The organism is Bacteroidia bacterium (assembly GCA_040880525.1).
GTDB lineage: Bacteria > Bacteroidota > Bacteroidia > CAILMK01 > JBBDIG01 > JBBDIG01.
The window spans coordinates 1-24,846 of the sequence record JBBDIG010000059.1; the positions used below are offsets into that span (position 1 = coordinate 1).

General features: G+C 43.2%; 25 protein-coding genes. 22 read left to right on the top strand and 3 right to left on the bottom strand.

Going from position 1 to position 24,846, the window contains the following annotated elements:
- The first annotated feature begins 159 nt into the window (after positions 1-159).
- The 21 genes from WD077_15850 to msrB all read left to right on the top strand — a co-directional run bounded on the left by WD077_15850 (position 160) and on the right by msrB (position 21,193).
- Positions 160-1,560, top strand: coding sequence for a TIGR03790 family protein (locus WD077_15850; protein ID MEX0968706.1), 1,401 nt, complete (start codon positions 160-162; stop codon positions 1,558-1,560).
- A 334-nt stretch (positions 1,561-1,894) separates the two neighbouring features.
- Positions 1,895-2,518, top strand: coding sequence for an FKBP-type peptidyl-prolyl cis-trans isomerase (locus WD077_15855; GenBank protein MEX0968707.1), 624 nt, complete (start codon positions 1,895-1,897; stop codon positions 2,516-2,518).
- An 89-nt stretch (positions 2,519-2,607) separates the two neighbouring features.
- Positions 2,608-3,522: a 3-hydroxybutyryl-CoA dehydrogenase gene (locus WD077_15860; GenBank protein MEX0968708.1), complete on the top strand. Its 915-nt coding sequence runs from the start codon at positions 2,608-2,610 to the stop codon at positions 3,520-3,522.
- Between the two features lie 279 nt (positions 3,523-3,801).
- Positions 3,802-5,247 carry a Fe-S cluster assembly protein SufB gene (gene sufB / locus WD077_15865; protein MEX0968709.1) on the top strand — a complete coding sequence of 482 codons (1,446 nt, stop codon included), beginning with the start codon at positions 3,802-3,804 and terminating at the stop codon, positions 5,245-5,247.
- Positions 5,248-5,402: 155 nt separating this feature from the next.
- Positions 5,403-6,155 carry a Fe-S cluster assembly ATPase SufC gene (sufC, locus tag WD077_15870; GenBank protein MEX0968710.1) on the top strand — a complete coding sequence of 251 codons (753 nt, stop codon included), beginning with the start codon at positions 5,403-5,405 and terminating at the stop codon, positions 6,153-6,155.
- Between the two features lie 17 nt (positions 6,156-6,172).
- Positions 6,173-7,513 (top strand): Fe-S cluster assembly protein SufD, encoded by a 1,341-nt coding sequence (gene sufD / locus WD077_15875; GenBank protein ID MEX0968711.1) that lies wholly within the window; start codon positions 6,173-6,175, stop codon positions 7,511-7,513.
- A gap of 89 nt (positions 7,514-7,602) precedes the next feature.
- A complete protein-coding gene (locus WD077_15880) occupies positions 7,603-8,838 on the top strand; it encodes a cysteine desulfurase (GenBank protein ID MEX0968712.1) in 1,236 nt (411 codons plus the stop codon).
- Between the two features lie 125 nt (positions 8,839-8,963).
- Positions 8,964-9,398, top strand: coding sequence for a SufE family protein (locus WD077_15885; GenBank protein ID MEX0968713.1), 435 nt, complete (start codon positions 8,964-8,966; stop codon positions 9,396-9,398).
- Positions 9,395-9,742: an iron-sulfur cluster assembly protein gene (locus WD077_15890; GenBank protein ID MEX0968714.1), complete on the top strand. Its 348-nt coding sequence runs from the start codon at positions 9,395-9,397 to the stop codon at positions 9,740-9,742. The genes WD077_15885 and WD077_15890 overlap by 4 nt, the downstream gene beginning before the upstream one ends.
- A gap of 60 nt (positions 9,743-9,802) precedes the next feature.
- Positions 9,803-10,219 (top strand): BrxA/BrxB family bacilliredoxin, encoded by a 417-nt coding sequence (locus WD077_15895; protein MEX0968715.1) that lies wholly within the window; start codon positions 9,803-9,805, stop codon positions 10,217-10,219.
- A gap of 239 nt (positions 10,220-10,458) precedes the next feature.
- The gene (locus WD077_15900; GenBank protein ID MEX0968716.1) at positions 10,459-10,995 is read left to right on the top strand and encodes a hypothetical protein; all 537 of its coding nucleotides are present in this window, start codon (positions 10,459-10,461) and stop codon (positions 10,993-10,995) included.
- A 265-nt stretch (positions 10,996-11,260) separates the two neighbouring features.
- On the top strand, positions 11,261-12,133 hold the full coding sequence (locus tag WD077_15905) for a LysM peptidoglycan-binding domain-containing protein (GenBank protein ID MEX0968717.1): 873 nt from the start codon (positions 11,261-11,263) through the stop codon (positions 12,131-12,133).
- Between the two features lie 53 nt (positions 12,134-12,186).
- Positions 12,187-12,906 carry a DUF4271 domain-containing protein gene (locus WD077_15910; protein ID MEX0968718.1) on the top strand — a complete coding sequence of 240 codons (720 nt, stop codon included), beginning with the start codon at positions 12,187-12,189 and terminating at the stop codon, positions 12,904-12,906.
- Positions 12,903-13,646, top strand: coding sequence for a uroporphyrinogen-III synthase (locus tag WD077_15915; protein MEX0968719.1), 744 nt, complete (start codon positions 12,903-12,905; stop codon positions 13,644-13,646). The genes WD077_15910 and WD077_15915 overlap by 4 nt, the downstream gene beginning before the upstream one ends.
- Positions 13,647-13,767: 121 nt before the next feature.
- On the top strand, positions 13,768-14,709 hold the full coding sequence (locus WD077_15920; protein ID MEX0968720.1) for a type IX secretion system membrane protein PorP/SprF: 942 nt from the start codon (positions 13,768-13,770) through the stop codon (positions 14,707-14,709).
- Between the two features lie 125 nt (positions 14,710-14,834).
- Entirely contained in the window at positions 14,835-16,115 is a 1,281-nt protein-coding gene (locus tag WD077_15925; GenBank protein ID MEX0968721.1) for an SUMF1/EgtB/PvdO family nonheme iron enzyme, read from the top strand.
- Between the two features lie 85 nt (positions 16,116-16,200).
- Positions 16,201-17,007 carry a gliding motility protein GldL gene (gldL, locus tag WD077_15930; GenBank protein MEX0968722.1) on the top strand — a complete coding sequence of 269 codons (807 nt, stop codon included), beginning with the start codon at positions 16,201-16,203 and terminating at the stop codon, positions 17,005-17,007.
- 57 nt (positions 17,008-17,064) lie between these two features.
- Positions 17,065-18,606, top strand: coding sequence for a gliding motility protein GldM (gene gldM, locus WD077_15935; GenBank protein ID MEX0968723.1), 1,542 nt, complete (start codon positions 17,065-17,067; stop codon positions 18,604-18,606).
- A 12-nt stretch (positions 18,607-18,618) separates the two neighbouring features.
- Positions 18,619-19,452, top strand: a complete 834-nt coding sequence (gene gldN / locus WD077_15940) for a gliding motility protein GldN (GenBank protein MEX0968724.1) — start codon at positions 18,619-18,621, stop codon at positions 19,450-19,452.
- 70 nt (positions 19,453-19,522) lie between these two features.
- Complete coding sequence (locus tag WD077_15945) at positions 19,523-20,491, top strand: zinc dependent phospholipase C family protein (GenBank protein ID MEX0968725.1); 969 nt, start codon at positions 19,523-19,525, stop codon at positions 20,489-20,491.
- A 141-nt stretch (positions 20,492-20,632) separates the two neighbouring features.
- Positions 20,633-21,193 carry a peptide-methionine (R)-S-oxide reductase MsrB gene (gene msrB / locus WD077_15950; GenBank protein ID MEX0968726.1) on the top strand — a complete coding sequence of 187 codons (561 nt, stop codon included), beginning with the start codon at positions 20,633-20,635 and terminating at the stop codon, positions 21,191-21,193.
- A gap of 63 nt (positions 21,194-21,256) precedes the next feature.
- Here the strand turns inward: msrB and WD077_15955 are convergent, their stop codons facing one another.
- From WD077_15955 to WD077_15965, 3 genes are read right to left on the bottom strand one after another with little or no spacing between them, the layout of a single operon-like run.
- Positions 21,257-22,201: a hypothetical protein gene (locus WD077_15955; GenBank protein ID MEX0968727.1), complete on the bottom strand. Its 945-nt coding sequence runs from the start codon at positions 22,199-22,201 to the stop codon at positions 21,257-21,259.
- Between the two features lies 1 nt (position 22,202).
- Positions 22,203-23,108, bottom strand: a complete 906-nt coding sequence (locus tag WD077_15960; protein MEX0968728.1) for a methyltransferase domain-containing protein — start codon at positions 23,106-23,108, stop codon at positions 22,203-22,205.
- Between the two features lie 56 nt (positions 23,109-23,164).
- Positions 23,165-23,668 carry a transcriptional regulator gene (locus WD077_15965; protein ID MEX0968729.1) on the bottom strand — a complete coding sequence of 168 codons (504 nt, stop codon included), beginning with the start codon at positions 23,666-23,668 and terminating at the stop codon, positions 23,165-23,167.
- A 321-nt stretch (positions 23,669-23,989) separates the two neighbouring features.
- Here WD077_15965 and WD077_15970 point away from each other — a divergent pair, with 321 nt between their 5' ends.
- Positions 23,990-24,631: a response regulator transcription factor gene (locus tag WD077_15970; protein ID MEX0968730.1), complete on the top strand. Its 642-nt coding sequence runs from the start codon at positions 23,990-23,992 to the stop codon at positions 24,629-24,631.
- Positions 24,632-24,846 lie beyond the last annotated feature (215 nt).

Consider the following 24,846-nt stretch of genomic DNA (forward strand, 5'->3'; position numbering starts at 1 on the left):
TCTCATGCCTTATTAAAAATTGTTAAATGCAAAATAATATTTTTAAAAAAGCTATGAAACCTTACATCTGGCACAAAAACCTATTGCTTTAAATTTTTGATAAATAATGGCAAACTTCCTTTGCTGCAATATTCAATATACACTTAAAATCCAGGTAAAATGAATAAATACTACTCGCTGCTTCTGCTTCTTATGGCTTTTCTGCCCGGCCACATATTGGCCCAAACCAATTATAATGACGTGGCCGTGATCGTAAACTCCAACAGCACAGTTTCTCTTGCTATCGGAGAATATTTCAGCCAGGAAAGAAATATTCCTGAGAAGAACATTATTAAGATAAATGTTCCTGAAAAAGAGCAAATTTCTTCTGCGGAGTTTGATGATCTTCGTCAGCAGGTGGAGGATTATATCACTGCAAATAACCTCCTGGGCGATCTGAATTATCTTGTAACTACTAAAGGTGTCCCGCTGGGTATTGCCAGGGACTCGTCTGCAAACTGGGGCGGTGTTCCTTTCGGCTACCACAGGGCATCAGTAGAGAGCGAATTAGCTTTGATTCTCGGCCCTTACGCTCCCTATATCGGAGACTCCCTGGCCATCCAAAATCCATATTTTCAGAAGAATGAGCATTTTACACGCAACAAATTTGGTGTATTCCTCGTAACGCGCCTGGATGGGTACACGCAGCAGGACGTTTTTAGGCTTGTAGATAATGGAGGCCCCAGCCAGGCCGTGAACCGCGATTCGGCAACCTTTGTACTTGATCAGGCGCCAAAGTGGAATACGGCAGGCCAATCCTACCAGCAGTTGAACCAGCGACTTGGCCAGGTGGCAACTGTATTGAAAGCGAATAATTGGGAAACCTTGCTGAATGACGATACCGTTTTCGTAACCGGACAGAGAAATGTGCTTGGATATGCAAGCTGGGGAAGCAATGATCAGGATGCCCATGCAGTAACTACCTGGGCCAGGCCCGGGAATATCTGGGCAAAAGGCTCTATAGCAGAAACCTATGTTTCTACCAGCGGGCGCAGCTTTGAGAGCAGCAATACGATCGGCTGGCAATCCCGCATTGCTGATCTGGTGGAAGAGGGCGTGAGTGCCGTGAAAGGTTATGTATATGAACCCTTTTCATTCGCGCTGGCCGATGTTTCTGTGCTCTTCAGCCGGTATACTGATGAAGATGCAGATGAGCCATACAATATGGCAGAATCTTTCGGAATGGCTTCTGCAGTACTCTCCTGGATGGATGTGGTGATAGGCGATCCGAAAACTTCCCTACAGTTGAAAGAACCTTCCGCTGTCGCAAAGAGCGGGGCAGGACCAAGCTTTCGGATTTACCCGAATCCGGCAGTTAACGAGGTAAATATTATTTACCCGGCCTCTCAGCCAATACATGTAATGGTTCAGGATCTTATGGGAAGGCGCGTTCTGCAAAGGTGGATAGACGGAGGTGAAGATTATTTGACTCTTGACGTTTCAGGCCTCAGTGCCGGAACTTATTTAGTAACTTTAAATTTAGAAAATACCTCTCTTCGGCAGAAATTGGTTGTCAGGTAATACAGGTTTCCTGAATCACGTATTGGAAGGAAAAGAAAGTAAGGATTCAAAGGCTCTCAATTAACCAGGAGAGCCTTTGTTATTTTAGAGGTATTAAGATATTGTTCATAAAGGAACCATACCTATCTGCAAAATAAACTCCTGTCATCCGATGGCATCATGCCTGATACCATTATTTTCGCAGCGATTTCCAACAATTTAACAAATCAAAATGAAGTATTTTTTTCTCGCAATGCTAATGGCCTTTAGTAGCTTAAGCACTGCATCTTATGCCCAAAAGAAAAAGAAGGACAAAAAGAAAAAGGGAAAGACCGAGAAGGTTGAGCTACTGCAAATGCGAAACGAGGTTGACAGCCTGAGCTATGCACTGGGGGTGAACATCGGGGCGAATCTTGCGGAGCAGAAAATTGACAGCTTCAATTTCGATCTTTTTGCTGAAGCTTTTAAAGCGGCTTACCTTAAAGATTCATTGCGTTTGCCCAGCGCAGAAGCAGATATGTTTTTGCAGGCATATTTTATGGAAAAATCACCGGATCAAAACCAAACTCAAAATACAGAAAGCATGAATCAGAACACAGCAGAGGGGAAAAAATTTCTTAGTGAAAACAGGAAGAAAGAAGGAGTAACCGAAACATCCAGCGGACTTCAGTATGAGGTGCTCAAGGAAGGAACGGGGGCACAACCGGGTGCTACCGATCAGGTTACCGTGCATTATGAGGGAAGGTTGCTCAGCGGGAAGAAATTCGACAGTTCCTATGACCGCGGCCAGCCCGCTACCTTTGGACTAAACCAGGTAATCCCCGGATGGACTGAAGGTGTGCAATTGATGAAGGAAGGATCGAAATACCGTTTTTATATTCCACCCGGTCTGGCTTATGGCTCAAGGGGGGCCGGAGAATCCATTCCACCCAACAGCACCCTGATCTTTGATGTCGAACTTATTAAAGTGGGTAATTGATTTGTCATCATAAGGATGGCTAACGAGTGCTGTGCAGCAGGCTGTGACAGCTATATTTGCAGCGAATCAAATAAATTGTAAGAGTAATTATGAAAAAAATAGCAGTAATCGGTGCAGGAACAATGGGAAACGGGATTGCGCATGTCTTTGCATCCAATGGCTATGAGGTGATACTGAATGACCTGTACCAGGATTTTTTAAACAGGGCGCTCAGCACTATTACCAAAAATCTTGACCGGCAGGTGAGCAAGGAGCGCATTACGGAAGAAGATAAACAACGAACGCTGGCCAACATCAGCATCTCTACAGATTTGGCGGTTGCGATGAAAGATGCTGACCTTATTATAGAAGCAGCTACCGAAAACGAAAAGCTGAAGCTGGACATATTCAGGAAGCTCAATGAATTTGCGAGCCGCGACTCCATCCTGGCAACCAATACTTCCTCAATTTCCATAACAAAAATTGCAGCAGTGACTGACCGGCCTGAGAAGGTGGTAGGAATGCACTTTATGAATCCCGTACCGGTAATGAAACTGGTGGAGGTGATTAAAGGATATTCAACCAGCGATGAAACTGGCGACCGGGTTATGGAACTGGCGCGTGAACTGGGAAAAGTACCGGTAGAGGTAAATGACTATCCCGGTTTTGTAGCCAATCGCATCCTGATGCCGATGATCAATGAAGCTATTTACACGCTTTTTCAGGGTGTAGCTGGTGTAAAGGAAATTGATACGGTAATGAAGCTTGGAATGGCGCACCCGATGGGACCGCTTCAACTTGCTGACTTTATTGGCCTCGATGTCTGCCTCTCCATTCTCACGGTGCTGCAAAATGAGTTCGGCAACATGAAATTTGCGCCTTGCCCATTGCTGATTAAAATGGTAACAGCAGGACATCATGGCGTAAAATCCGGATCAGGATTTTATGACTATTCCCATGAAGGGAAAGACCTGGTCATCGCCAAGCAATTTCGCAAGCAAGTGCTTTTCCCCACAGGAGCATAAGCAGAATAAATAGTTAATTCGTAAAAAAGCCCTGGCCGGATATATCTGGCCGGGGTTTTTTTGTGAATCCGTTCATCTCCTAAATGAAGAGAAGCAAACCCGGATTCTGATGCCCACAGTGCTCGTATGGTTTTACCGGATATTCATCCGTTTTTCGGCTGATTTCGGCTTTAAAATGCTTATGATCAGAGCAATTAAAAGCTATATACCCTTTGGAAGGTATTCCATGTTATTTGCCCTACTTTTGCAGCCAATTTAGAAACAGTCTAAATAAGCATTATGAGTTCCGACCAGGAATTACTTGAAAAAGTTACAGGCAGTGAGTATAAGTACGGGTTCGTATCGAACATAGATCAGGATTTTGCTCCGAAAGGCTTGAATGAAGATATTGTACGGTTTATTTCTGCAAAAAAGGGAGAGCCGGAGTGGATGACGAATTGGCGGCTGAAAGCCTTTGGCCAATGGAAAAAAATGAAGGACCCGATGTGGGCCAAAGTCACTCATCCACCCATTGATTTTCAGGACCTGCATTATTACGCAGCTCCCAGCAAAAAGAAGAAGCTGAAGAGCCTGGATGAAGTGGACCCGGAGATCCTCGAAACGTTCAAAAAGCTTGGAATCCCGCTGGACGAGCAAAAAGCGCTGGCTGGTGTGGCTGTGGATGCTGTGCTGGACAGTGTGTCCATCGCGACAACATTTAAAGGCAAGCTTAAGGAAATGGGCGTGATATTCTGTTCCATGAGCGAGGCAGTTCGCGATTATCCTGAACTGGTGCGTAAATATCTTGGAACGGTAGTACCGGCCAATGATAATTTTTACGCCAGCCTCAATTCAGCAGTATTCAGCGATGGTTCTTTTGTATACGTTCCCAAAGGCGTTCGCTGCCCTATGGAATTGAGCACCTATTTCCGCATCAACGCCAGTAATACCGGGCAATTCGAACGGACCCTGATCATTGCGGATGAGGGTAGCTACGTCAGCTATCTTGAAGGTTGCACCGCTCCGATGCGCGATGAGAATCAGCTTCATGCAGCAGTGGTTGAGTTGATCGCGCACAAAGACGCGGAGATCAAATACAGTACGGTTCAAAACTGGTATCCGGGTAATAAGGAGGGCAAGGGTGGCATCTATAATTTTGTTACCAAGCGCGGAATCTGCATGGGAGATAACAGTAAGATAAGCTGGACACAAGTGGAAACGGGCAGCGCCATTACCTGGAAATATCCCAGCGTCATCCTGAAAGGCGATTATTCGGTTGGAGAGTTTTATTCTGTGGCATTGACCAATAACCACCAGCAGGCTGATACAGGAACCAAGATGACGCACGTGGGCAAGAATACCAAAAGCATCATCATATCGAAAGGCATATCTGCAGGCAGAAGCAGCAACAGTTATCGTGGATTGGTAAAGGTGCTTCCAAGAGCGGAAAATGCCCGCAATTTCAGCCAGTGCGACAGTATGCTTCTGGGCGATAAATGTGGGGCACATACTTTTCCTTATCTGGAGATTGCCAATAAATCAGCCCACATAGAGCACGAAGCAACCACCTCTAAAATTGGGGAGGACATCCTGTTTTACTGTAACCAGCGAGGAATTGATACCGAAGAGGCAGTAGCATTAATCGTAAATGGGTATTGCAAGGAGGTGATCAACCAGCTCCCGATGGAGTTTGCCGTTGAAGCACAAAAACTATTGGCTATCAGCCTGGAAGGTTCAGTAGGATAAAGATCTGATTTTGGTAGTTCTACAGAGATCAGCGTTTATGATCTGCAGAAGATGTCAAAGGTGCTGACCACGAATGGAAGCTTCTCCGGACTAAATACAACTTTAAAAGTTTGACAAAAAATTATTCAGGTTTTTAAAAAACGGAAAATTTAAGAATGATCAAAATAAAAAATCTACACGCTAAAGTTGAGGATAAAGAAATTCTCAAAGGCCTCGATCTGGAGATCAGGCCGGGCGAAATACATGCGGTAATGGGACCGAATGGTTCCGGCAAAAGCACGTTGGCTGCCGTGCTCGCGGGCAACGAGAATTTTGAAGTCACCCAGGGATCTGTGGAATTTGCAGGCAAAGACCTGCTGGAAATGAGCGCAGAAGAACGGGCACGTGAAGGAGTATTCCTTGCATTCCAATATCCTGTAGAAATTCCCGGTGTCAGCGTTACTAATTTCCTCAAAACGGCTGTAAACGCAGTGCGCAAGCATAAAGGACAAGAGCCGATGGATGCCATGCAATTCCTTAAAAGAATGAAGGAAAAAATGAAGCTGGTAGAAATGGATGAGAAAATGATGAAGCGCTCGCTGAATGAAGGCTTTTCAGGTGGCGAGAAAAAGCGCAATGAAATATTTCAGATGGCCATGCTGGAACCTGTTTTAGGGGTATTAGATGAAACAGATTCAGGACTGGATATAGATGCCCTGCGCGTGGTGGCCAATGGGGTAAACAAACTCAGAACAGAGAAGAATGCATTTTTAATTATCACCCATTATCAGCGATTGCTCAACTATATCACCCCGGATTTTGTGCATGTGCTTTTTGATGGGAAGATCGTGAAATCAGGCGGGAAAGAATTGGCACTGGAGCTTGAAGAGCATGGCTATGACTGGATCAGGAATGAAGTTGCAGCCTAAACGCAGAATGAGGACTTATGATAAATACTGAAGAAAAAACAGGACTGAAGGAGCGGTTGGTGGCCAGGTTTTATGACCTGGAAAAACAACTGAATGGCCAGGCACGCACACATATCCATAGTTTGCGGAGATCTGCACTAAAAAGATTTGAGGCCATTGGATTTCCAAACCCCCGGCAGGAAGAATGGAAATATACCAATCTGCGCACACTTCTGGAGCAGGATTTTCAGCCTGTTACTGCAGTACACGATGAGGATATTACCCTGGAGGATATCCGGGAATTTTTCATCCCTGAAGCGGATGCTGACCGGCTGGTATTCCTAAATGGTTGGTTTTCTCCAAAACTTTCGGTTATAAAAGATACAGCGCACGTTACCGTAAAACCTTTGTCAGATGCGGCAGAAGAGAATCCGGAGCGAATTGAGGAACACTTCAAAGCCGGATCTGAAGGGAATGAAGCTTTTATCCTCCTGAATACGGCCTATGCGATAGAAGGAGCCTACATCCATGTACCGGACGGAAAGAATATTGAAAAGCCGGTACATCTGCTATACATTAACAGCCATGAGGATGGTCCGGCACTTGCCCAGCCACGAACCATTATCAAGGTAGGCGGCAATAGCCAGGTAACCTTGGTAGAGAGCTTTCACTCTATTACACCGCAGCAGGCGTGTACCAATATTTTTACAGAATTTGATATGGCAGAGGGGGCTAACGTAGACTATTACAAGATACAGCACGAGAATGAAAGCTCCTATCATATCGGGACGACAAAAGTTCACCAGGAAAGAAACAGCACTTTTGCTTCTAACACCATCACCCTGGGGGGAAGGCTGACGCGAAACAATATTGATATTAAACTGAATGGCGAAGGATGCAATTCCAGGTTCTTTGGATTATTTATAACCAGAGATAAACAGCACGTAGATAATCACAGCCTAGTAACCCATGCGAGTCCGGGCTGTTTCAGCAATCAGTTGTATAAAGGTGTGTTGTTTGACAGGAGCGTTGGTGTTTTTGATGGGCGAATCATTGTGGAACCCGCTGCACAAAAAACAAATGCATTTCAGAGCAACAAGAATATTTTGATGAGTGATGCAGCCAGCATCAATTCCAAACCCCAGTTGGAGATCTATGCAGATGATGTAAAATGTTCACATGGAGCGACAATGGGCCAGCAGGATGAGGATGCGGTATTCTATCTGCAGACACGGGGAATTGATAGATTGCAGGCAAAGGCATTATTGAATCTGGCATTTGTGAATGATATTGTTGAACAGGTGAAAATTGCATCGTTGAAGGATCGAATTAATGAGTGGGTGCATGAAAGGCTCGATCAACCGAAATCTGAGCTATAAGAACTAACCCTCCAGGGTACTGAACTCCTGGAGGGTTTGGCATCTATAAGAGAAATTGAAAGGTCCTCATTAAGAATTAAAAAGCAAAAATGAAGGCGGTAGCAACTGAAGTCATTAATATCCAGGAGATTCGTAAAAATTTTCCAATACTGAGCCAACAGGTATATGGCAATCCGCTAGTTTATCTGGATAATGCGGCTACCTCTCAGAAGCCACAACAAGTACTGGAAGCCATTCGGAAATATTATTCGGAGTACAACAGTAACATTCATCGCGGTGTACATTATCTGAGTGAAAAAGCCACCAACGAGTATGAGAACGCCCGAAGCTATATCGCTGATTTTATCAATGCTAAGCCGCAGGAAATTAATTTTTTACGAGGAACGACTGAGGCTGTGAATCTGGTGGCCCAGGCCTGGGGTCGTGAAAATATAAAAGCCGGGGATGAGATCATTATCTCCACAATGGAGCATCATTCCAACATTGTTCCCTGGCAAATGCTCTGTGAACAGAAGCAGGCACACCTGAAAATTATTCCGGTAAATGATGCAGGGGAGTTGGATATGGAAGCATTCCATAAGCTGCTGAATGAGAGAACCCGGCTAGTGTCAGTTGTATATATTTCCAATGCCCTGGGAACGATCAATCCGGTAGAGGAAATAATAGAAGCAGCCCATGCTCTGGATGTGCCGGTGATGATTGATGGCGCTCAGGCTATTCCCCACATGGCGGTGGATGTGAAGAAACTGGATTGTGACTTTTTCGCATTTTCAGGCCATAAAGCTTATGGTCCTACAGGGATCGGAGTGCTGTATGGAAAGCAGGCCCTGCTTGAGAAAATGCAGCCGTATCAGGGTGGGGGAGAAATGATCCAATCCGTAACTTTTGAGAAAACCACCTACAACGAGTTACCCTATAAGTTTGAGGCAGGAACACCCAACATTTGTGGGGGAATTGCGATGGCGGAGGCGCTACGTTACATCAGGCAAATTGGATATGATAGCATTGGAACCCATGAGCAGGAATTGCTGGAATATGGACATCAGCGGCTCGGAGAGATCGAAGGAATGCGATTTATCGGAACTGCTGCCAGAAAGGCAGGCGCCATTTCATTTCTTGTGGATAAAATCCATCCTTATGATATTGGTGTTGTACTGGATAAACTGGGAATTGCGATCCGTACCGGCCACCATTGTACACAGCCTCTGATGAAGAGGTTTGACATAGCCGGTACTTGCCGGGCTTCATTCGCTATGTATAATACAAAGGAGGAGATTGATGCCCTGGTGGCAGGAGTGAAAAGGGCGGTTGAGATGTTGCGGTGAGAGAGGATCTCTGACTATTGCCGGAAAAATAAAAAAATTGAGGTAATGGATTTAGTTATTTTAAAATTAAATACTTCAAGATCAATATAATTCAATAAAAAATAAGTTAGGAATAAAAAAACAGAATGGCCGGCATTGCTCAAATACAAGAGGAGATCACAGAAGAGTTCCAGCTTTTTGATGAGCCAATGATGCAATATGAATACATCATTGACCTGGGAAAAAAGCTGCCGGAGTTTCCTGAAGCCTTTAAGAACGAAGCGCACGTGGTGAAAGGATGCCAGAGCACTGTCTGGCTTCGCAGCTATATGAACAATGACGAACGCATTTATTTTGAAGCAGATAGCAATTCGGTAATAACCAAAGGCATTATCGCCTTGCTTATCCGCGTGCTTTCAGGCCATCGGCCAGAGGAGGTTGTAGCGGCAGAACTTAATTTTGTGGATAAGATAAATTTGCGTTCGCATCTCAGCCAGCAGCGGTCAAACGGACTTAACGCCATGATTCGGCAGATGAAACTTGATGCCATGGCTCATTTAACTCAGAAAACACAGAAATGATGAAAGAAGAAAGACTAGAGGACAAGACAGCAGCAGAGGAGGTTTCTGTACGGGACCAGGTGATGGATGTGCTGAGAACCTGCTACGATCCTGAAATTCCGGTAGACGTTTACGAACTTGGGTTGATCTACGATATCCAGGTGAAGGAGAATAATCATGTACATGTACTGATGACGGTGACGGCTCCCAACTGCCCGGCCATTGAAACGCTCCCTGCGGAAATCAAAGACAAAATTGAGCGCATCCATGATGTAAGCGAGTGCGATATTGAAATCACTTTTGATCCTCCCTGGGACAAAGACATGATGAGCGATGTAGCAAGGCTTCAGCTCGGTTTCATGTAATTTTTTTAAGAATTGAGTTCTTGTTTAATTTAAACTTCAAATTTTAAAATTGTAGAAAATATGTATCCTGCAGAATTAGTTGAACCGATGAAATTGGACCTGACTTCTTCAGGTTTTGAGGACCTTACCTCAGCAGAAGAAGTGGATAATGTGCTTGAAGAACAAGAGGGAACCGTGTTGCTGGTGGTAAATTCAGTGTGCGGCTGTGCTGCCGGAAATGCACGTCCCGGTGTTAAAATGTCTCTGTCTCAGAGCGATAAAAAGCCTGAGCGGCTCGTTACCGTTTTTGCGGGAGTGGATACTGAGGCCACCCAGAAGGCGCGCGAATTTCTTTTGCCTTACCCGCCATCCAGTCCCAGCATTGCGCTTTTCAGAAATGGTAAGTTGGTACACATGCTGGAACGCCACCAGATAGAAGGCCGTCCTGCTGCGCTTATCGCACAAAACCTTGCGCATGCCTACGAATCCTATTGCTGACGTGCATTTGCATTAATTTAAAGAGCCGGCTCCGATCCTTCGCTGCCGGCTTTTTTGTGCGGTAATTTTCCGCACAGAAGATGATTTGGCCATTGATGTCTTTTTCTCAGTAACCTTTTTAGCCTAAATGTCGTCTGCTAAGGAATCAGGTCGTTCAACCTCAAATGTTAAATACAGGTACAGAACGCCAATTATGAAAGGTAAAAGATAAATTTGACCTACGATAAAATCAGACAGCCATGAACAATTTTGCAAATTCAGGGAAAAGAACCGGTGCGAACCTGGATTCTTCCGGGACAAACGAAAAGTCAGCTTGCTACAATTCCGAAGGCAATGTTAGGCAAAGCCAGATGCGCATGGTGGCGGTATTCCTACTGGGGGTGGTTGCTGCCACATTCTTCCTATCCGGGACATGGGAGGATGAGAAGCGCAAAGGCATTGTCGCGGCTGTTGCTCAAAGCGATCTCAGACCGGAAACTTCGGCTGACTATCATATTTACAGGATGAGCTATATTGCGAATAACGCTGGTGATCAGCAATATGCATGGGATCAGCATCCTGAATCGAAGGAGTATAAGAATCATTATAAGCGCGTTGACTCATTATATAAAGATCTGATGGCAGAGATAACTGCGAATGGTGCAGACGAGCAGATTATTGACGAGTTAATTTTAAATTACAAGATAAAAATTAAGATTCTGGAAGCTCTGAAGAAACAGCTTGAAATACAGGGGGGGTCGCAGGAGCAAAAGCCTGAAGCTTCCAAAGGAGTTTGAATCTAAAGTCAAAAGTTGATCACTGCATTACATAATTTTATATTTAAAGCTTAGAAATTGATACGTGGAAATCGGTAGCAGATGAGAAGAAACGAGCTGCCTTGAAGATTATTCGATCACATCATATTAAGTTTTTATACAGGCGCGACAGGTTCAGGCATCAACCTGAATAGAAAGTTGTGAACAAGAGGCAGATTTTTTATCGGATAGCCGTTATTAAAATAGAATTTTGCAAAGAATTATTTGTCTGTTTTAATTGCATCGAATGAGAACCTGCCTGATCTTACTGTTCAACCTGACCGTTTTTTTAAATGTACATAGCTCACCTCCGGATTCGTTGGGCCTGAAGGTGGTCAATGGCAAAGAGTATATTATACATGAGGTGCAGGCTGCGGAGGGTTATTTTGCCATAAGCAGAATCTATAATGTGCCTGTTGCTGCTATTCGCGATGCGAATCCTGATCTGGGTGAAGTCATTCCTTTGGGCGCAATAGTTTTTGTGCCGGTTATGAAGAATCAGGAAAAAAGCGAAGCGAAAGAATTGCTGCCAATAGGCGCGATAGAGCATGTCGTTGCAGAAGAGGAAACGCTGTACAGCATTTCCCGTAATTATAAGGTAGCAGTGGAGCAACTGAAAAGCTGGAATGCACTTTCTTCAGATACGATTCACCTTGGCCAGCGCCTGTACCTCTTTCCTGAAGAAGGACGAATTTTGGTACCAATAGCAATGGATTCAGCCGATACAGCTATACCTTCCATTCCCAGAGCACCTCTGATAGTGAAAGGAGATAATGATTACGAAGAGGTTCACGGTGCTATTCAATCGGCTGCTAGAGAAGAGAAGGAATTTCAGGGTCATTATTGGACCCGTGTGGAGGAAAATGCAATAGCCGGATGGATAGATGATGGCAGCCTGATCAGCAATAAATTCCTTGCACTGCATGCCTCAGCTCCGGCAGGTACGGTACTGCAGGTTACGAATCTCATGAATGGCCGTTCTGCGTTTGTGAAGGTAGTTGGCGGCTTGCCCAATTCGGAAGTAAATACCCGCGTAAAGCTCACTAAGTCCCTTATAAAAAAGCTTGGAGTTATTGATGAATATTTCCGCGTGGAAATAGAATATGGAATTGAAAAATAGAAATTTAGAGTTTAATGGATGATGCCCAGATGATCATGCAACCATAGCTATAGATGTTGGACTCACAACTATTCATCTTTTTAAATTCAATCAGACAGATTGGTGAAGCCACAGTAAGAAATGCTTCACAACCACTTGATGGTCTTTTGTTTCTGTTATTTTTGGTATTGGCAGCACTTTTCGCAATTGTCCGGGTCACAAGCCCCGACCTCATTTCGGGACTGCTGCGCGGAGTAAGCAGCGCACGACATTCGATGATGCTGCTTAATGATGGACGGCTGGGTTTGAGGTTCAGCACCGTTGCGCTGGATATTATTTACGTATCCTGCGTAGCGCTCCTGCTTTTCCGGTTGGTAGGTAACCAGTCTTTTGAAAGGTTGATCTGGCTTTTTCTCCTGGTGGTGGTATTCTACCTGTCAAGGATTATCCTGATTATATTTTTCCGGATTATATTTTTTCCCTCTGAAACCACGAACATTCATCTTCATGAAATTTTGTTGTTTAACAAGAGCCTTGGTTTGGCTTTGCTGCCGTTGTTGGCCGCTTCATATTTTACCCTTTTCGGGGAGGCGGAACTACTGGCTATTGCCTCAGTTCTTGTTGTAATTGTATTCATTTACAGGTTGATAAGGATTTTCTCCCTGATGCGGACACACTATACTTATGGGAACTTGTACTTCTTTTTCTATCTTTGCACCGTAGAAATCACCCCGTATTTAGTTGTATTTAAAGGATTTCTGCAACCTAACTTGATAAGTGCTGAAATTATATGAGGGTAAAGAGCATTTTAATTTCTCAACCTGAACCAAACGGTTCTCAATCACCATATTTCGATCTCGCAGACAAGTACAAAGTGAAAATCGATTTTCGACCATTCATCTATGTAGAGTCAGTACCTGCCAGAGAGTTCAGAAAGGAGAAAGTGTCCGTTGTAGGCCATACCGGGGTTGTTATGACCAGTAAAACTGCGATCGAAAATTTTTTCAGGATCTGCGAAGAAACCAGGCATGAAGTATCTGCGGATCTAAAATATTTTTGCATATCAGAGGCGATTGCCCTTTACCTTCAGAAGTTTATTACGTACCGCAAGAGAAAGGTTTTCTTTCCAAAATCCAAGGATAAAGATCTTCTGGATATTTTGTTGAAACACAAAGCAGAAAGATTTCTTTTTCCCCGGTCAAATATCTGTTCCAATGAGATTCCCGAATTTCTGAGAAAAAACAAGTTCAAATTCTCGGAAGCGGTGCTCTATAAAACCATATCAAGCGATCTTTCTGATTTAACCGATGTGAATTATGATGTGATCGCTTTTTTCAGTCCCTCAGGAATCAAGTCGTTGTTTGAAAATTTTCCTGATTTTAAACAGAACTCTACCCGCATAGCGGCATTTGGACCCTCAACTTGTCAAGCAGTGAAGAATGCAGGGCTCAGTCTCAACATAGAAGCACCCACGCTTGAAGCACCCTCGATGAAAATGGCGCTGGAGCAGTACATACGAAATGTTAATAAGTAGCGTTTCTGATCTTAAAGAGACACCTGATGTATGAGAAATCATACTTTTTAATTGGCATCTCTTGTTTTATTAGTGGGTTTTTCATTTATTTGACCCTTCCAAAACTCAAGCACAACATAGAATGAAGAAGACCTACCCCTTTCTTCTGATCTTGCTTTTCTTTAGTATTGAAACCGCAGCTCAGCAAGATCCATATTTTACTCACTACATGTTCAACAAGCTCGTCTATAACCCTGCGTATGCCGGGGCAAAAGACGCAATATGTGCCAATCTGGTCTATCACAACCAATGGACGTCTTTGACAGGGCCGGATGATGAAACTGCCCCCGTTACGCAATCCTTTAATATTCACAGTCCCCTAACTATTCTTAAAGATCACAAGATCGGATTAGGCCTTGATATTTATAATGATGGTCATGTTTTTGAGCGATCATTGAGCCTGATGTTCGCAGCTAATTATCAATATGATTTGGATATCGGAACCATAAGTGGAGGATTCAATGCAGGACTTTTCCAGAAATCCCTGGATGGTGAGTTCAGACCAATTACAGCTAATGATCCTCTAGTTCCGGCATCAGGAATAAGTGATCTTGTACCGGATGTGGGACTGGGCGTTTATTTGCGGAATGAGGATTATTATGTAGGCTTATCGGCACTACATTTGTTGCAAAGCAAATTTCAATGGACAACCATTGCAGGTGCGGATTACAGATTAATCAGGAGTTTTTATCTTTCCGGAGGTTATAATTTTCGCACCGGAGGACGTTTGGATATTCAGCCAAATATCTTGTTAAAACGTCAGGGTAGTTTACAGGCTGATATTAATGTCAACCTTCTTTTGGATCAGAGGTACTGGGGCGGATTAAACTACAGGTCTTCTGATGCAATTTCATTGCTATTAGGAATGTACATTAATGATAATTTACGGGCAGGATATTCTTACGACATCACAACATCTGAACTTATTCAGTTTGCCGGGACCCATGAAATATTCGTCAATTATTGCTTCAAGCTCAAGTTTGTTGAGGTTACTGAAAAGCGGTTTGACTCCCGACATTTGTAAGAAAGTATAGATATTGGCAATAATGACATTTGGTAAAGCGTTTCCTTTGCTATGTCAAAACTACTCAGGGTAAAACTTAAGATTGATATTATTTTTACGTGAAGAAGGAAGAAAATTTGGAGCTTATGATGAATAGGTGGATCACAACTTTATTACTTGGAATCGGTGTGGCATTCTTTACAGGATGCGGACTGAATGGCGGAAGTGGAGATTTAACAGGTGTTCAGGGCAGAAGTCCCTGGTTCCATCCACAACCTTATGGTACCGTCTATATTCCTACCGGATCTTTTCATATGGGGCTGAGCGATCAGGACATCATGTCAACGATCACTGCACGTCAAAAGCAGGTTACGGTTCAGGCCTTTTATATGGACGATACCGAAATCAGCAATAATGAATACCGTCAATTTGTGTATTATGTACGGGATTCAATCGCAGCTAAAACGATGGGTGGCGAATACCTTATCAATGAAGGCGAGGAAAATGAAAGGATTGACTGGAGAGAAACCAATAGAATTGATTATTCCGATCCTGACATTGCCGATATGTTGTATGACATGTTTTATCAGGGAAATGACCGTGTTATCAAAACGAATCTTTTTGATACCAGAAAACTCATTTTCTCATGGACCTGGTTTGATATTCAGGAGGCGGCAAAAAGGAAGTATTTGGAAAACCCAAGACCGCGTAATGAATTTCAGATCGAGGAAGAAATTCCAGTCTATCCTGATACTTTAGCATTCGTAAGGGATTTTACTTATTCTTTTAATGAACCAATGGCGCAGGCGTATTTTTGGCATCCTGCCTATGACAATTATCCTGTTGTCGGGGTTTCCTGGAAACAAGCCAATGCATTCAATGCCTGGCGGACCGCATATCTTAACTCCTACTATGAAGGCGGTGGTGAACCGATTGTAAACCCTTTCCGTCTTCCCACAGAAGCCGAATGGGAATATGCTGCAAGAGGCAATCGCGAACTGAGCCAGTATCCATGGGGTGGGCCGTATGTAAGAAATAGTAAAGGATGTTTCCTTGCGAACTTCAAACCCTTGAGGGGCAATTATATTGAGGATGGAGGGCTTTATCCGGTCAAGGTGCTGTCCTATTTTCCGAATGACTATGGCCTTTACTGCATGGCAGGAAATGTATCAGAATGGACATCAAGTGCATACGATGAATCCATCTATTCTACAATAGACGATTTGAATCCTGATTTTCGCTATGATGCTGAAGATACTGATCCTGATGCATTGAAACGCAAGGTGATTCGTGGCGGTTCATGGAAAGATATAGCATTTTATATTCAGGTAGGATCGCGTTCCCACGAATTTCAGGATACTGCGAAGTCCTACGTAGGCTTTAGAAGCGTAATGACCTATATGGGGCGCTCTAATAAAGACAAATAGTTTCACCTGATTCTCCAGGGGGACAACAATTTTTTACTTTACCTAATCGTTTTCTAATTCATTAACAACTAAAACTAGCTAACAAATGGCAAAAGCAGGTAATTTTTTTAACAGTAAGGCCTTCAAAATTGCAATGGCCCGAATTTATGGTATTGGTGCAGGTGTGGTAATCCTTGGCGCGATGTTCAAGATTCTTCACCTTCCATTTGCCGGTTTGATGTTGGGAGTTGGTCTTACTACCGAAGCCCTTATATTTTTCATTTCTGCGTTTGAACCCGTTCGTGAAGATCCGGACTGGACTTTGGTTTACCCGGAACTTGCTGGAATGGACGCGAGAAAAGAAGCTAAGGACGCCAAAGGAAAGTCACTCACTTCTGAACTGGATAAAATGCTTGATGAAGCGAGAATTGAGCAGGATACAATTAACAAGTTGGGAGATGGGCTAAAATCACTCTCGGAAAATGTATCCAGGATGTCTAATGTGAGTGATGCGGCATTAGCAACAGATACGTATACTCAGCGAGTAAATGAAGCTGCGGATAGTATCCAGAAAGTAAATTCATCTTATAGTCGTGCGATTGAGGCGATTAATAGTTTAGGTGATACAGGTGATGCCTCTAAAGAGTACAACAGTCAGGTTACTGCAGTAACTCAAAAGCTAGCACAACTGAATCAAGTGTATGAAATGGAGCTTCAGGAGTCAAATAAACATATCCAGGCAATGGGTAATTTCTATGGCAGCCTTGGTAAAACAATTGAAAATCTTTCTGATTCAGAAGATACTGCATCACACCTGAAGACGGAGATCCATAAGTTGAATAAGAATCTTTCGAGCCTGAATGCGGTATATGGCAATATGTTATCAGCCATGGCGCCTCCCAGGTCGGAATAATCTTTTCTTACCCACAATTATTCTTTAATTTTTTACAACCAATAATAGAGGAAAACTATGGCAGTAGGAAAAGTGCCGCCATTACGGCAGCAAATGATTAATATGATGTACCTTGTACTCACGGCTCTTTTGGCCATGAATGTTTCGGCCGAGGTATTAAGAGCTTTCAATCTTGTAAATAATGGTCTGGAAAGAACCACCAGCACTTATGAAAGCAAGAATGCTGATATTTATCAGGCCTTTGAGCAACAACTTAAGGATGACCCGGAAAGGGTGCAGCCTATAAAGGAAAAGGCTGAAAAGGTCAGAGAATATAGCAATGAGCTATACACATACATTGAAAAGATTAAGCAAGACATGATCAAAGAAGGTGGTGGTCGGGATCCGGAAAATGAAAACCGGATTGAAGATGAAAAGAACCTGGATATAGCAACGCGTGAACTTGCTGAAGGATCGCTTGGAAAGGAACTGAAACAGAAGGTTCTGGAGACACGGCAAAAATATTTTTCTGTGGTACCTCAGACGGAAGTTACCATTCCTTTGGATGCTGTAGATCCTAAGATTCCAGGAGAAAAGGAAACCTGGCAAGGTGAAATGTTTAGAGATGTTCCTCTGACTGCAGCAATCACAATGCTTGCAAAGCTTCAAAATGACGTGAGAAATGCCGAAGGAGAATTGATCAATTATTTGTTCAAAAGCATAAAAGGTGATATTATCAATTTTGATGTGGTTCAGCCTATGGTAAGAACCTCTTCAAATTTTGTAATGCTTGGTGAGGAATTTACTGCAGATATACAAATGGGTGCGTATAGCAGTACCCAGGAATTCAAAGTCGAGGTGAATGGAGAGCCGGTAGAAGTATCAGGCGGAAGCGCTAAATATATAGCGAAGCCCAGTTCAGAGGGTATTAAGACCATCCAAGGTACGATCACTTATAAAGGAGCGAAAGGTGAGGAGAAAGTAGATACTTTTGAAACTACTATTCAGGTATTTAAAGGTAGTGCTACAATTTCAGCTGATGCCATGAATGTGCTGTATATCGGATTGGAGAACCCTATCTCTATTTCTGTTCCTGGTTTCCCCCCTGACAAGATCAGGGCGAGTATGTCCAGAGGTACACTAAGTGGATCGAATGGTAGATACATCGCTAAGGTAACGGGCGGAAGAAGTAAGGAAGATCGGACGACAACAATTTCTGCATCTGTTCAAACCGGGGACGGGAGGAGCATGACCATGGGTTCTGCAACATACAGAATTCGTCCGGTTCCTGCACCTACTGCATACTTTGGAAATAAAGCCAGTGGAGCCATTACCAAAGCAGAACTTGGTGCTCAGCAAGGTATTATTTCCCATTTGGGAGAAGGCTTCGCGTTTGAAGGATTAAACTTTAGAGTTCAGCGGTTTACTTTGATTTATCAGCCGCGTAATGGAGACATGTTAATGGATAAGTCTAACGACTGGCGCATTACTTCACGCATGAAAACCTTTTTTGGACAAGCACGGCCGGGTGATCAGATCATCGTTACAGATATCTATGCCGCAGCAGCCGGAGTTGGTGAAAAAAGGCTGGATAACGGAATCGTTTTACAGGTTAGATAAGAAGAACATATTATGAGGAACTACATTTTAAAGGTATTCTGCATTTTGATGCTAACTGGGTTGGTATCAACAGATGGCTATGCGCAAATTGACTACTTTGACTTTACCTATAAAAAGAAAGCGGTAAAGGAAAGAAGAGCTATTCCATTCCGATATGTTCGGGAGGCAGATGCTGTATGGTCCAAGCGTATTGAGCGTATTATTGATACGCGGGAAAAGAAGAATTTGCCTTTAAAGTGGCCGAAGAATCCCTTGAACAAGATTGTTTATTCTGCTGCAACGGATGGAAGTCTGACAGCATATCGCAATGACTCATTGTCTTCTATTTTTACTCCTGAAGAAGTTCTGGAAAGAGGAGGCTCCGAGTCGGTAGTGCAGATATATCCAGACCCCGATGATCCATACTATTACATAGATTCGATTGTATATAATCCTTACCAGCCTGAAAAAATTATAAAGTTCAGGATGATGGAAGATTGGATCTTTGACAAACAAAGTGGATTGTTTTTCTCTCGCATTATTGGTATAGCGCCAATATTTAAACCTGAGATCGAAGGTGCAGAACTGCCTGAGCAGCCTTTATTCTGGTTGAAATGGGATGAGCTTCGGGACTATCTTGTGAATTATGAGATATTCAATCGTCATAATGATGCTGCCCGTTTAACTTATTATGATTTTTTTGAGATGAGGCTTTTCAGCAGCTATATAGTACGTGAGCCGAATGAATTCGATTATTCTATTAAGGATTTTGAAGAGTTCAAGAACGACCCGTTTGCGGCCTTACTTGAATCTGAAAAAATTAAAAGTGAGTTGTTCCAGTGGGAACACGACCTCTGGCAGTATTAATATAGCGTAAGCTTAGAGAGTATAGGTTTAAAGGCTCCACGAAGTATATTCGTGGAGCCTTTAATATTTTATGCGGACTTCATACTTTATATTATTTACCGGGCTCAGCTTGTGCATCGCATCAAGTCTCTACTCTTGGGGCTTTTGGGCTCATAAAAAGGCAAATCAGGTAGCTGTGTTTACCTTGCCTTACGAAATGTTGCCATTCTATAAAAGTTGGGTGAACTATGTTTCAGAGCACGCAGTAGATGCTGATAAGAGACGTTTCGTTAGTGAATCAGAAGCTCCCCGGCATTACATTGATCTTGATCATTACGGCACATTTCCTTTCGATTCATTTCCGCATAAATATGATAGTGCGGTGGCTAAATATTCAGCCGATACACTGAATGCCTATGGCATTGTGCCATGGATCATTCATTGGAGTTATTACAGCCTCGTAAAAGCTTTCAAGGAAAATGATCAGAAGCGCATCTTACGAATCTCTGCTGACCTTGGGCATTATGTTGCAGATGCTCATGTGCCTTTGCACACCACGGAAAACTATAATGGCCAATTGACCGGACAGGTTGGAATACATGGCTTGTGGGAATCAAGACTACCAGAATTATTTGGAGATAACTATGATTATTTTGCAGGCAAAGCCAGATATATAGAAGATCCACTTGAAGCAGCGTGGGGGGCAGTGCTGGAAAGCCATCGGGCTTTAGATTCTGTACTGGGATTTGAAAGGCAGTTAAATGAGGAATTCCCACCGGATCAGAAATATTCTTTTGAGCAAAGAGGTGCGCGGATAATCAAAGTGTATTCGAGAGAATATAGTGAAGCGTACCACAAGAGGTTGGATGGAATGGTAGAGCGAAGGCTGAGAAAGGCAATCGTGGCTATTGGCAGCTATTGGTACACGGCCTGGGTAGATGCAGGACAACCGGATCTCAATGAACTTAGTAATCCGGATTATGAGCCAGAAGTGGATCCGAAATTTGAGGAGGATTCCTTACATGATCATGATGGCCGTTGGCTTGGCCGCCCGGAATAGCCACGCTATTGTTGAATAAGAAGGTCATTCTTTTTTCTCATTTTGAATTTTTACACATATACGCAAGCCTTTTCAAAACTCTGTTTATCAATTTCGGCATAGAATTTTGACTTCCATTTTTAATTCAGAATTAGCCTGTTTATGTATATATTGAAAATATCCGCCCTTTTTATTTTTTTTAGTCTCATTTTGATCGGATGCGATGGCAACAAAGTGTACAGAGATCTGGACAGTGAAGAACTTCCTGCATCAGCAGTTGTTAACAAGGAAACTCAGGAGAATACTTACTCAATCAAAAATTATGACATGAAGGATACCGTTGTAAAATCGGAAGATGAATGGAAGAAAGTGCTGACACCTGAGCAATACAAGATTACACGACAGGGCGGAACCGAGCCTCCTTTTAAAAATGAATATTGGGATAATCACGAAAAAGGTCTCTATAAATGTGTAGCCTGTGGTTTGCCCCTTTTTGATTCTGAGGCCAAATTTGAATCTGGAACGGGCTGGCCAAGCTTCTTTAAACCTGTTGAACAGGAAAACGTGCAGGTTAAAAAGGACTATAACTTGGGCATGGTGAGAGAAGAAGTGAGATGTAACCGTTGTGGCTCTCATCTGGGACATGTATTTGAGGACGGACCAAAGCCTACTGGCTTGCGCTATTGTCTGAACTCTGCTGCACTGGATTTCGAGAAAAAATAGCTGGAGTAATTCAATGAAATGATAAAGGGAGGCTGATCGCAGTGTCCCTTTTTTAATGCCTTTTTAGTTCTCAGATTGGTGCTGGATATGGCTTAGCACGCGCAGGTGGATTTTATGAATAATATAATCGCTCCAAAGGTGCCAATAGAATTGAGGGCGGATGCGATATGTATACCAGGTTGTTCCAGTCAACAGCGTACGGTTGGCCGAGACTTTAGTCAGCGTAAATTGGCCACGGCTGGATTGAAAATGTCCGTTCAGGTGTGGCGGATGTATTGCCAGGAAACTTAGTTCCTGCATTGGAGCGGGTTGTTCTGTCACATCAAAGGCCAGTACTTCATTGACTTTCCAGGTGGTTATGGGCTCGACAAAACTGCCGGTGGTAAAGTTGCAATAGCGGATCGCTCCATCACCTTCTCCTTCTATTCTGGCATTCAGGGGATATGCAATTCCTGCCCTGAATAGCCATTCATCAGGTTTTCCTATCTCAGGAAATTCAATGACGTTTTCCCAAACCTCCTCTGTTGTCGCATCAATCAATACATGCGAAGTCACGGCATATTCCGGATAGGGAAGTGGGTGTGTATTCTCCACTACCATTGTAGCTGGTATTATTAGCCAAATAGGCAAGATCATAAGTAACTTCCGGCTATGTCTCCATTGCTGCAACCAAAAGCCACTGATGCTGCCAAGCCAGCACAGAAAAATAAGAAGAGGGGAAGCCATAACCAGGCATATCAACCCTTCAATGGCAAAGATGAATAGAACAAAACCCGCCATACCAATCGTGAGAAACCCAATGCTCACACATTCCTTCATGGATCTTTGCTGTGGCCAACTGTACACCACAACGGAAATAAAGCCGGAAACAAAGGGAAGAACTATAAAAAGTGCAAAACCATAGTCACCAAAGCCATAAATAGCGATAAGTGAAAATAGGATAGTAGTCGCCAAGCCGGTGAATACGGCCAGGGTTTTAATCGTGTTGACGCGAAAGGAAGCTATCATCTCAGTGTAATTTTTTTCCTGTGATAATGAAATAGCCGAAATTTTTGCGGGCAAGTCCCATCAATGGGCTGAGCAAACAAGCTTCTAAATGCTGAAGGGTGGTGGGTCCAGGAAGTTTACCTTTTAGCAGGTTTTTTATAAGAAACCAGATGACCAATGCAGGAGCATGAAGTACGCTCGGAGCAATGTTCAGGGAGATTTCTTTTATGCAGATATCAGTCAGGTCATATTTTCTCAGCAGCTTTTCAAAGCGGTTAATTTGAGCCATGCCAGGAACAGCCCAGTGATCACAGATCTTATTGTAGGCCTTATACAACAATGGATGAAACTGGGCTTCGGGAGTCTTGAGAAATGCATCAGCAATGGCAAATCGGCCGTCCGGCTTTAGCAACCGGCTCATTTCCTGAATAAAGCATTCTTTATTTGGCGAAGAATCATGGCAGGCACTCTCAATGGCGTAAGTCGCATCTGCATACCCATTCGGGAAAGGGGTGGCCGTATAATCTGCTCGCTGCAGCGTTACAGCTTCACTAAGGCCTTGTTTATTAATGAGCTCACGACCTTTTTGCACCTGCCAGTCTACCAGCGTAATTCCGTGAAAGTTATTTCCGGGAAAGGACTTCGCACCTGTCCTTGCAGTAGCACCCAGCCCACAACCCAGGTCCAGGATGCACAAACCTGTGGCTCCCTGTAGTCCCAGGGTTTGAAGCACTTCCATATTCATTTGCTCAAGCATTTTTCTTCTGTCCAGAGGGTTCATACCCGGCTTGTAATATCCGAAATGCATGTTGAAATCCCGACTCCACGTGCGGTAATCCATTCCGGCTTCATTGTAATGGCGAAGCAACTTTGCCCGGTTTGAAGGCGCTGTCTTCCTCGGTTTCCTTCCTAAAATAATTGTTTCCATTTTTTTATTTTTAGTATTGAACTTTCAGAATAAATTGAAAATACTTGGCAAAATTTTTACTTAAAAATATTCAGGAAAGAACCCAGGAACCAGTGTTCATCAGCCTTTATCATTTTCTCCAAGGCATTGTCTGCTTTTCCTGCGAACTGCTCAAGTGTCTTTGTCATTTTCTTGAATTCACGGCTTTTCGCGCTGTCTTCTACCGGAACCTGGTGTAATTCTTCCAGCACCTTCAGCATCGGGCCCAGTTCCCGTTTGCGTCTCTCCCTGATAATCTGTTTGCTGATGGTCCAGATGTCCTTTTCTGAGGCGAAATATTCTTTACGCTCTCCGGTTTTCATTTTCTTATATACGATGCCCCAATCTATGAGCATACGTATATTCATGTTGGCATTTCCCCTTGAGATATTCAGTTCAGCCATTATTTCTTCGGTGCTGAGCGGTTCAGGCGAGATCAGCAGCAAGGCGTGTATCGAAGCCATCGTGCGGTTTATACCCCAACTTGATCCCAGTGTGCCCCAGGCCTCTATAAACTTTTCTTTGCCTTCTTCGTAATTCATGTTGCAAATATAAATATTTATCTGAAGTTTCAGTAAGTATTGAAAGATTATTTGCTGAACATTGCGATTCACTTCTGGTCACGTGCTCAACGGTCGCCCGGAAGAGAAGTGAGGGAGGATGATTAAACCCAGCCACGAACAGATTTGGAGTCTGGGTATCAAGCATGTGTTATATTTTCCCACTCTTGGAAGCCCAAGACATTGGCCCATCTGATATTGAAGAAAAAATTTTACTTTTAACCATTGAAATAATACGCTTCATATTATGCCAACCCTGCAAACAATGCTAAACTTGCGATACAATTTTAATCCTGACAAAATATGATTCGAATACTCATCGCTGACGACCATCAAATGTTTCTGGACGGTATAAAATCTCTGCTTAAAAATGAACCTGACATCAAAATCATCGGAGAAGCACTGACTGGAGGAGAAGTAATGGCCTTTCTGCTGAAACAGCAACCGGATATTATCCTTATGGACATGCGAATGCCCGTAATGAATGGCCTTGAAACGACTATCGCCATCAAGAAAAAATATCCTCACTGCAAGGTTGTGATGCTTACCATGGACATTGACGGGGATGTGATTTCCGCGATTCTGGATGCCGGGGCCGAGGGATACATTCTGAAAAATACCGGTAAGGAGGAACTGGAGACCGCAATCAGAAGGGTGGCTGACGGCAGTACTTTCTATAGCAATGAGGTAACAGAAAAGCTTATTGCCAGCTATAAAAACAAACTCAAGGATAAGGAAGTAAAGCCTGAAGAAGTGGAGCTTACCTCCCGCGAAAAGGAAGTATTGGAACTGATAGCCAAGGAATTTACCACCTCCGAAATAGCCGCAAAACTTTACCTGAGCGCACACACAGTGGAAACATACCGGAAAAATCTCCTCAATAAGCTAGACGTAAGAAATATTGCCGGCCTGGTGAAATATGCAATAAAGAATGGATTCGAGTGATGTTTTAATTCAAAAAATTTAAGAGGTTCGTTATTGTTTTAATGTTTCTTAATTAAATAATAAAAATAAATTTAACGGCTAAAAATTTCTCCTTATTTTTCATCACAAAGAAGACCTCAAAATGCAAATTCACCGTTTTCAGCCATAGTGTTTCCCTTGTTACCGTTATCTTTTGATCGTTCTGATAAGTAAGTTTGTATAAATTAATTCACCAT